1 protein-coding gene is annotated in these 2,515 nt (G+C 47.5%); it reads right to left on the reverse strand.

Annotated elements, in window-relative coordinates; all coding sequences use genetic code 11:
• Positions 1–125: 125 nt before the first annotated feature.
• On the reverse strand, positions 126–2,147 hold the full coding sequence (rep, locus tag AC3A8L_RS21105) for a DNA helicase Rep (protein ID WP_487964254.1): 2,022 nt from the start codon (positions 2,145–2,147) through the stop codon (positions 126–128).
• Positions 2,148–2,515: the final 368 nt, after the last annotated feature.

The following is a 2,515-nucleotide window of genomic DNA, read 5'->3' on the forward strand; positions in this document are numbered from 1 at the left end:
CTATCCCTGCAAGGCCTGACGCTTGAATGCCCAGAAAACAATCAATTCGCCTTTTGTTAGGGGGAATCATTTCGATCCCACCTGCATAGTTACGTTTTTATTGTTTAAATACAGCGTCGGTTTTTTTAATCATCAAACATATTCATAATATTACTTACCGTCTCGCTGGCCCGTTGCTCAACTTGCGCCACGCTCGCTTTGCCAAAGCCTTCCATTTCCAAATCTTCTTCAGGAATCTCTTCAATAAAGCGACTGGGTGACGTTTCTATTTTCTCGCCGAATTGTTTTCGGCTGGCGCTTAGGGTCATGGTCAGTGTTTTTTGGGCGCGGGTAATGCCAACGTAAGCTAGGCGGCGCTCTTCTTCGATATTGCCATCGTCGATGCTGTTGCGGTGGGGGAGGATCTCTTCTTCCATGCCGACTAAAAACACATGGGGAAATTCTAGCCCTTTACTGGCATGAAGCGTCATTAGCTGTACTTGGTCAGAATCGTCTTCATCTTCTTGCCGTTCCATTAAATCCATTAAGAGTAATTTAGCGATGGCGTTCTTGACGAATTCTTCGTTGGTGTCTGCGTTTTCGTCGCGTGCGATAGCATTTTCGATGTTGTCTGTGAGATACCAAACATTTTGCATGCGTTTCTCGGCGACTTTGGCGCTACTGGCGTTTTGGAATAGCCAGCCTTCGTAATCGATATCTTCGATCATTTCGCGAATGGCAATAACCGGATTATTTTGGTGGCAATTGTCGCGTATGCGTTTTAGCCAGTCCGAAAATTCGCGCAATCGCTCCAAGCCTTTTGCAGGCAATATTGCATGCAGACCCATTTCGTCGCACGCGGTTAATAAGCCAATTTCACGTTCAGTTGCATAGCGGCCTAAAGACTCTAGCGTGGAGGTACCTATTTGCCGGCGCGGGGTGTTAATTACACGCAGAAAAGCGTTGTCGTCATCGGTATTCACCAGTAAGCGCAGGTAAGCCATGATGTCTTTGATTTCGGTGCGGGAAAAAAAGCTAGTGCCGCCACTGATGGTATAGGGGATTTGGTTTTGCTGAAGTTTAATTTCTAAAATACGGCTTTGGTGGTTGCCACGGTACAAAATGGCAAAATCTTTAAACGTTAAACCGCGCCGCATTTTTTGGTTGAGAATTTCCATCGCCACGCGTTCGGCTTCGGCATCGTCTGTTGGGCAACGGATTAAACGCAACTGATCTCCTAAGCCAAAATCACTCCACAGGGTTTTAGTAAATTCGTGCGGATTGTGACTGATCACGGCGTTGGCTACGCGCAAGATACGTGCGGTAGAGCGATAGTTTTGCTCGAGTTTAATCACTTGCAGCGAGGGGAAATCTTGCTGAAGAATACTCAGGTTCTCGGGGCGTGCGCCACGCCATGCGTAAATGCTTTGGTCATCATCGCCCACCACGGTTAAGCCGCCACGGTTGCCTACAATTTGTTTCACTAATTGATATTGGCTCTCGTTGGTGTCTTGGTATTCGTCTACCAATAAGTAGCGCAATTTGTGCTGCCAGCGATCGAGCACGGAGGGTTGGTCGCAAAAGAGTTTCACGGGCAGGCAAATTAAGTCGTCAAAGTCGACGGCATTATAGGCTTGCAGTGCTTGGTTGTAGCGCTGGAATACGTTAGCAATACAAAGCTCAGCGGCACTGTCGGCGTTATTTAACGCTTCTTGCGGGCTAACCATGGCGCTTTTGAAATTGGAAATTTCGCTTTGCACCAAATCCACATTGTCGGTATCAAGCTCGTTTTGTTTGAGCATAATCTCTTTCAATAAGCCCTTGGCGTCTTCGGAGTCGAAGATGGAGAAGCCACTCTTTAACCCTAGCGTTTTGTGTTCCTTGCGGATGATGTTCATGCCCAGGTTATGAAATGTCGATACCGTTAGGCCGCGCGAAGCTTTGCCCTTTACGAGCTTTTTAACGCGTTCTTTCATCTCGCGTGAGGCTTTATTGGTAAAGGTCACTGCTGCAATGTTACGGGCGCTCATGCCGCATTCTTCAATCAGATAGGCGATTTTGCGTGTGATAACACTGGTTTTGCCAGAGCCTGCACCAGCAAGCACCAGGCAAGGGCCTGCAATGTAGTGAACGGCTTCGTTTTGACGGGGGTTGAGTTTGTTGGCCATGAGATACAGCGGTCAAAAAATGGGCGTTATTTATACCACGAAACGCGCTGTGAATCAGGTCGTTCGTGGTTTATGCGTTCATTGTTTGGTGTAAATGTATGCGCTGGCTTTGCGTGTGCGTGCGGGAGGTCTCGTTTTGGCAAGGGAAACCGTTTATCGGTTAGAAAACGGATGACTGACCAGCCGCGATAAGCACTTTTGACTAGTCTCTGAGGAGGTGATTTTAAGGCGACAAAATACACTACCTTTCAGTAATCAGACCGCCTCGCGTTACCGCTTTCCATTTATTGCAGGATGTAAGGGCCGAGGAAACAATACTTTATCCAATAATACTTGCCTCCTGCTTCCTCAACAGCGTTGCTCAAAGC

Source organism: Marinagarivorans sp. (assembly GCF_982758155.1).

Excerpts from the sequence above, each read along its gene's own strand:
- rep (WP_487964254.1), bottom strand. The coding sequence starts at position 2,147 with ATGGCCAACAAACTCAACCCCCGTCAAAACGAAGCCGTTCACTACATT.